The sequence below is a fragment of the Streptomyces sp. XM83C genome (assembly GCF_023072675.1).
Classification (GTDB): Bacteria; Actinomycetota; Actinomycetes; order Streptomycetales; family Streptomycetaceae; genus Streptomyces; species Streptomyces thermocoprophilus.
Genome location: NZ_JALLGL010000321.1, coordinates 1 through 6664, shown reverse-complemented (window position 1 = coordinate 6664; position 6664 = coordinate 1). Strand labels below are relative to the sequence as shown.

General features: G+C 73.2%; 5 protein-coding genes. 2 read left to right on the top strand and 3 right to left on the bottom strand.

Features of this window, described 5'->3' with window-relative positions:
- Nucleotide 1 precedes the first annotated feature (1 nt).
- Both MTQ10_RS25945 and MTQ10_RS25940 read right to left on the bottom strand, forming a co-directional pair.
- The gene (locus MTQ10_RS25945) at nucleotides 2-850 is read right to left on the bottom strand and encodes an inositol monophosphatase family protein (RefSeq protein WP_247472587.1); all 849 of its coding nucleotides are present in this window, start codon (nucleotides 848-850) and stop codon (nucleotides 2-4) included.
- Nucleotides 851-985: 135 nt separating this feature from the next.
- Nucleotides 986-2827, bottom strand: coding sequence for a gamma-glutamyltransferase family protein (locus MTQ10_RS25940; protein WP_247472586.1), 1842 nt, complete (start codon nucleotides 2825-2827; stop codon nucleotides 986-988).
- A 141-nt stretch (nucleotides 2828-2968) separates the two neighbouring features.
- Here MTQ10_RS25940 and MTQ10_RS25935 point away from each other — a divergent pair, with 141 nt between their 5' ends.
- Together MTQ10_RS25935 and MTQ10_RS25930 are read left to right on the top strand one after the other, a co-directional pair.
- On the top strand, nucleotides 2969-4033 hold the full coding sequence (locus MTQ10_RS25935) for a lipoate--protein ligase family protein (protein ID WP_247472585.1): 1065 nt from the start codon (nucleotides 2969-2971) through the stop codon (nucleotides 4031-4033).
- Between the two features lie 304 nt (nucleotides 4034-4337).
- Entirely contained in the window at nucleotides 4338-5018 is a 681-nt protein-coding gene (locus tag MTQ10_RS25930; protein WP_247472584.1) for a hypothetical protein, read from the top strand.
- Nucleotides 5019-5061: 43 nt separating this feature from the next.
- On the opposite strand, the gene MTQ10_RS25925 is transcribed toward MTQ10_RS25930, so the two are convergent.
- A complete protein-coding gene (locus tag MTQ10_RS25925; RefSeq protein ID WP_247472583.1) occupies nucleotides 5062-6585 on the bottom strand; it encodes an NCS1 family nucleobase:cation symporter-1 in 1524 nt (507 codons plus the stop codon).
- Nucleotides 6586-6664: the final 79 nt, after the last annotated feature.

Sequence of the window (6664 nt, the reverse complement as noted above, 5' to 3'; positions counted from 1 at the left end):
CTCACCCCTCCTCCCCCGCCAGCAGCCCCGCGATGCGGCGCGCCGTGGCCGTGTCGCGGGCCGCGGTGAACGGCAGCGTGTTGCCGCCGGTGACACGGAACGGCTCGCGGGCGCGGGTGAGGTGGGCGCCGCCGGCCTCCTCGACCAGCAGCAGGCCCGCCGCGTGGTCCCACGCGGCCTCCCACGAGAACGCCACCGCGTCCAGCTCGCCACGCGCCACGGCCAGATACTCCAGGCCGGCCGAGCCGCACGGACGGGGTGCGATGCCGCCGGTGCGCAGGGCGAGCAGGGCGTGCTTCTGCTCGTCGGTGGTGAAGTCGGGGTGGGAGGTGGCCACCGTCAGGTCACGGCCCGGCTCGGGCGGCCCGGCGAACAGCCGCTGCCCGTCGAGGAAGGCGCCGTGTCCGCGCACCGCGGTGGCGAGCTGGTCGCGGGCGGCGGCGTACGTCCACGAGGCGTGCACCACGCCGCCCTGTGCGAGGGCGACCAGGGTGCAGAAGCCGTCCTCGCCGCGCACGAACTGCCGGGTGCCGTCGACCGGGTCGACGATCCACACCGGTGCCTCGCCCCGTATCGCCTCGTACGACGCCGGGTCGGCGTGCACCGTCTCCTCGCCCACGACGACGGAGTCCGGCAGCAGCGCGCCGAGCGCCTCGGTCAGCTGCCGCTCGGCCTCGCGGTCGGCGTCCGTCACCAGGTCGTGCGGGCCGGACTTCTCGTCGACCTCGTGCGCGGCGAGTCGGCGGAAGCGCGGCATGATCTCGGCCGCGGCGGCGGCCCGCACCGCCTTCTCCACGTCGGCCGAGGCGTGGGCGAGAAACTCGTCGATGGTTTCGCTGTTCTTGATCACCCCTCCATGAGAGCACGGCCCACTGACACTCCCCGACGGGCCCGTGCAGTGGGGGTGGAATCGCGGTGAACAGCGCGGGCCGTGCGGCGGCGGCCGTGCCGGGGACGGAAGGCGCCGCGGCCGATGAGCCCCCGGTCAGCGTCCGACGGCGTACCCCTGCATGCCGCGCGGGTTGGCCGCCGCCGACAGCACGCCGGTGCGCGGGTCGCGGGCGACGGCGCACAGCCGGCCCTCCGACCAGGCGGGGCCGACGGTGACGTCGTGGCCGCGGCGGCGCAGCCCGGCGACGACGGCGGGGTCGGTGCGGGCCTCGACGGTGACGCTGCCGGGGCGCATGCCGCGCGGGTGGAAGGAGCTGGGGAAGCTGTCGTTGTGCCAGTTCGGGGCGTCGATGGCGCCCTGGAGGTCGGGGCCGCCGCGGACCGGGGCGCGCAGGGCGACGGCGAGGAAGAAGTGCGTCTGCCACTGGTCCTGCTGGTCGCCCCCTGGGGTGCCGAAGGCGAGGACGGGTTCGCCGTCGCGCAGGGCGATCGACGGGGTGAGGGTGGTGCGGGGGCGGCGGCCCGGCGTGAGGGAGTTCGGCAGCCCCTCCTCCAGCCAGGTCATCTGCAACCGGGTGCCGAGCGGGAAGCCGAGCTCGGGCACGACCGGGTTCGACTGGAGCCAGCCGCCGCTGGGGGTGGCGGAGATCATGTTGCCCCAGCGGTCGACGATGTCGAGGTGGCACGTGTCGCCGCGGGTGAGACCGTCGGCGGCGACGGCCGGCTCCCCGTGCCCGTCCACGGCCTGCGCGGGGTGTACGGCGACGGTGGGCTCCCCCGCGCCCATGGCCACGTCCAGGGCCCGCTCCCCCTGCCCGTCGGCGGCCACGCGCGCGTGGGCCGGCAGGCGCGGGGTGCGTCCGCCGGGGCTGCCGGGCCGCAGCTCGCGGGAGGCGTCGGCGCCGATCAGGGCCCGCCGCCCGGCGTTGTAGTCGGCCGACAGCAGGTCGTCCAGCGGCACGTCGGCGGCGTCGCCGTACCAGGCCTCCCGGTCCGCCATGGCGAGCTTGCAGCCCTCGATCAGCAGATGCAGGTATGCGGCGGAGCCGTAGGGCGGCAGGTCGGGCGGGAGCAGGGCGAGCTGCTGGAGCAGGACGGGGCCCTGGCTCCAGGGGCCGGCCTTGCACACGGTCCAGCAGTTCCAGTCGTACGTCGCCGGGGTCTCGTAGGTCGCGGACCAGGCGGCGAGGTCCTCGCCGTCGAGAGTGCCGGTGTGCCGCTCGCCGCTGGTGTCGAGGGTGGGCCGGGCGGCCTGCCGGACCAGCGCCTCGGCGATGAACCCGGTGCGCCACACCGCGCGGGCCGCGTCGATCTGCTCCTCCCGCCCCCGCTTCCCGGCGACCTCCGCGAGCAGCCGCTTCCAGGTCGCGGCGAGCGCGGGGTTGCGCAGCAGCTCCCCGGGACGGGGCGCGCGCCCGCCGGGCAGATAGACCTCGGCCGACGACGTCCACTCCGTCTCGAACAGCTCCCGTACGGCCTCCACGGTCGCGCCGACGTTCTCCACGGGCGCGTGCCCGTGCTCGGCGTAGCCGATGGCGTACTTCAGCACGTCGGCGAGGGACTTGGTGCCGTGGTCGCGCAGCAGGAGCAGCCACGCGTCGAAGGCGCCGGGCACGGCGGCGGCGAGCGGCCCGGTGCCCGGCACGAGGTCCAGGCCGAGGCCCCGGTAGTGGTCGACGGTCGCCCCGGCGGGGGCGACGCCCTGCCCGCACAGCACGCGAACCTCGCCGCCGGCCGGTGCGAGCAGGATCGGCACCTCGCCCGCGGGCCCGTTCAGGTGCGGCTCCACCACGTGCAGGACGAAGGCGCCCGCGACGGCCGCGTCGTAGGCGTTGCCGCCGTCCTCCAGGACGGCCATCGCCGACTGGGAGGCCAGCCAGTGCGTGCTGGAGACCATGCCGAAGGTGCCCTGGAGGGTGGGCCGGGTGGTGAACACGGGAGCGCTCCTCGGGGTCGGGGTCCTGCTCGGTGCCGGCTCGGTACCGCCGCCCGGGTGATCGTACGGAGGTGCCCGCAGCGCGGGAACACCGCGACGGCGCCCCGCGTTGATCCCCTGCGGCAGAACGGAGGCCGAGCGGTGCACGGTGAGTACAAGATCCCTGGCGGCAAGCTGGTCGTCGTCGATGCGGACGTCGAGGACGGCGTGCTGCGCGGGGTGCGCGTGGCGGGCGACTTCTTCCTGGAGCCGGACGAGGCGCTGGACGCGGTGAACGGGGCGCTGGAGGGCGCCCCCGCGGACGCGGACGCGGCGGACCTGGCCGCGCGGATCGACGCGGCGCTCCCGGCGGGCACGGTGATGTACGGGCTGACGTCGGAGGGCATCGGGGTCGCCGTGCGCCGGGCCCTGGCGCACGCCACGGACTGGACGGACTACGACTGGCAGCTGATCCACGAGGGCCCGCAGCCTCCCGCCTTGCACATGGCGCTGGACGAGGTGCTGACGGCGGAGGTGGCGGCAGGGCGACGGCCGCCGACGCTGCGGGTGTGGGAGTGGGCCGCCCCGGCGGTGATCATCGGCAGTTTCCAGTCGCTGCGCAACGAGGTGGACGCGCGGGGCGCGGCCCGGCACGGCGTCGAGGTGGTGCGGCGGATCTCCGGCGGCGGGGCGATGTTCGTGGAGCCCGGCAACACCATCACGTACTCGCTGTCGGTTCCGCAGTCGCTGGTGCAGGGGCTGTCCTTCCAGGACAGCTACGCCTATCTGGACGACTGGGTGCTCGGCGCGCTCGGTGAGCTGGGCGTCAAGGCCTGGTACCAGCCGCTGAACGACATCGCCACCGACCAGGGCAAGATCGCGGGCGCCGCGCAGAAGCGGATCGTGGGCCCGCCGGGCGGCCCCGGCGCGCTGCTGCACCACGTGACGATGGCGTACGACATCGACGCGGACAAGATGGTCGAGGTGCTGCGCATCGGCCGGGAGAAGCTGTCCGACAAGGGCACGAAGAGCGCGAAGAAGCGGGTCGATCCGCTGCGCCGGCAGACGGGTCTGCCGCGTGAGGCGGTCATCGACCGGATGATCGAGTCCTTCCGCGGCCGGTACGGGCTGACGATCGGCAAGATCACGGACGAGGAGCTGTCCCGCGCCCGCGAACTGGCCGAGACGAAGTTCTCCTCCCCGGAGTGGACGGCCCGGGTGCCGTGAGCCGGGGGCGGGTGCCGTGAGCCGTGCCCGATGCCCTGAGCCGTGCCCGGAGACCCTGAGCCGTGCCCGGAGACCCTGAGCCGTGCCCGATGCCCTGAGCCGGGGGCGGGCGCTGTGCGTCGGCCCGGAACACCACGAGGGACATTCGCCTCAAATCGCCCATGCAGGCACGGAATTGCGTTCAGGACGTGACGGCGTCTGTACGGAGCGAGTTGGGCCTTCCGCAGCACAGTGAGACGTGTGAGACTGTCGTCCCGTCCACACTGTGGACCGGTCCGCAGCCCTCCCCCACGAGAAGTGCGCCGTGCGAACCTTTTCCCTGCCGCTCGCCCTGACCGCGCGCCTGTCCCCGGTGGCCGTGCTCGCCACGCTCGGCTGGGCCCTGTCGTCCGGTCCGTTGTCCTCGGCCCCGACGGCCGGGGCGCAGTCCTCGCCCGGGAAGACGGAGACCACCACGCAGTCGACCTCCGCGCCGTCGACGTCCGCGGTGTCCAAGACGTACGCGACCGCGCCCGCGCCCTGCAAGGGCCTGAGCGAGAAGACGATCACCTCGCTGGTGCCGGGCGCGAAGGCCGCCGGCCGGGAGATACCGTCCACGGACACCACCGTGCGCCGTACGTGCTCGTGGAACGCGCTGAAGGGGTACGACTACCGCTGGCTGGACATCACGTACGACCTCGCGGACTCGGCGGACGAGGCGCACCAGTCGTACATGGACCGGGTCAAGGAGAAGAGCGGCGGCGGCCCGGTGCCGGGCCTCGGCAACGAGGCGTACTCCGTCGTCAACCTCACCACCGAGGACAAGCAGCAGACCCGTGAGGGCGTGGTCGTCGCCCGTACGGACAACGCGCTGGTGATCGTGACGTACAACGGCAGCGACTTCGAGACGAAGAAGGCACCCGGCACGGACGAGATCAACAAGGGTGCCATCAAGGCCGCGAAGGAGGCCGTGGCCTCCCTCGCGAACCAGTCGAAGGGCCAGTGAGGACGGCACCCGGCCGGGTGCGCGAGGACCCGGCCGGACCGGATCAGGCCGCCGGTGTCCGCGGCTGACGTACCGTCATCAGCAGCAGATACAGCACCAGCGACGTGCCGAGCCCCACCGCCCAGCCGTAGTCCGCGAGGGAGCTGAGCGCCGGGACGGGCCGGCCGTCGACGAGGGGGTGGAAGTCCGCGCCGCCGACGGCGAGGACACCGCCCACCGCGAACGCGACGACGGCCCGCCAGTTCCAGCCGGCCGCGTACCAGTAGCGTCCCTCCGCGCGGTACAGGTCGGCCAGGTCGAGGCGGGCGCGGCGCAGCAGCCAGTAGTCGGCGATGAGGATGCCGGCGACGGTGCCGAGCAGACCGGCGACGAGGCCGAGCCAGGTGAAGATGTAGCCCTGCGGGTCGGAGTACAGCTTCCACGGGAAGATCAGCACGGCGAGCACACAGGTGACGAGCGCGCCGGTGCGGAAACTCACCTTGCGGGGCGCCACGTTGGAGAAGTCGAACGCCGGGGAGACCAGGTTGGCGGCGATGTTGACGGACAGGGTGGCGACCAGCACGGTCACCAGCGCGTACAGCAGTCCGACCTCGTTGTCCGTCTTCGCGGCGAGCTGTACCGGGTCCCAGACGGGTTCGCCGTAGACGGCGGCGGACCCGGAGGTGACCATCACGGACAGGAACGCGAACAGGGTCATCGTCGTGGGCAGGCCGAGGGCCTGGCCCCAGGTCTGGGCGCGCTGGCTGCGGCCGTAGCGGGTGAAGTCGGGGATGTTCAGGGACAGCGTGGACCAGAAGCCGATCATGCCCATGAGGGACGGCCAGAACAGTTTCCAGAAGTCGCCGCCCCAGCCGAGCTTGGACGGCTGGTCGAGCAGCGGGCCGAAGCCGCCCGCTCTGCTGCTCATCCACCACAGCATCACGAACGCGCCGACCAGCACGAACGGCGCCGCCCAGTTCTCGAAGCGGCGGATGGTCTCCATGCCGCGGTAGATGATGGCGACCTGTAGCACCCAGAACAGCGCGAACGACAGCCACATCGTCCACGCGTACCCGCCGATCTTCCCGGCGTCGCTCCAGCCGTCGCCGATGAGTTTCCCGGCGAGGAAGTAGATGGCCTCGCCGCCGATCCAGGTCTGGATGCCGAACCAGCCGCACGCCACGAGGGCCCGTACGACGGCGGGCAGGTTGGCGCCGCGGACACCGAAGGAGGCGCGGGCGAACACCGGGAAGGGGATGCCGTACTTGGGTCCGGCGTGCCCGGTGAGCAGCATCGGCACGAGCACGATCACATTGGCGAGGGCGATGGTGAACACCGCCTGCTTCCAGTCCATGCCGACGGCGATCAGCCCGGAGGCGAGGGTCCAGGAGGCGGTGTTGTGGGCCATGCCGACCCACAGGGCGCAGAAGTTGTACGTGGTCCAGGTCCGCCGTTCGACGGGGACGGGCAGCAGGTCCGCGTTGGCGTAGGGGCCGCTGGGCGGGGTGGAGCCGGGGGCGAGTTCCACCCGCCCGTCGGGCAGGGTGACTTGGGTGGCCGGGGGTATCGCGGGAGCGGTGTCGGTCATGGCAGCCCCATGGGGTGAGGTAGGTCGTCGAGTGGCCGTGCGGGCACCGGCCGTGCCCCTCCCCGGTGGGGGCGGGGAG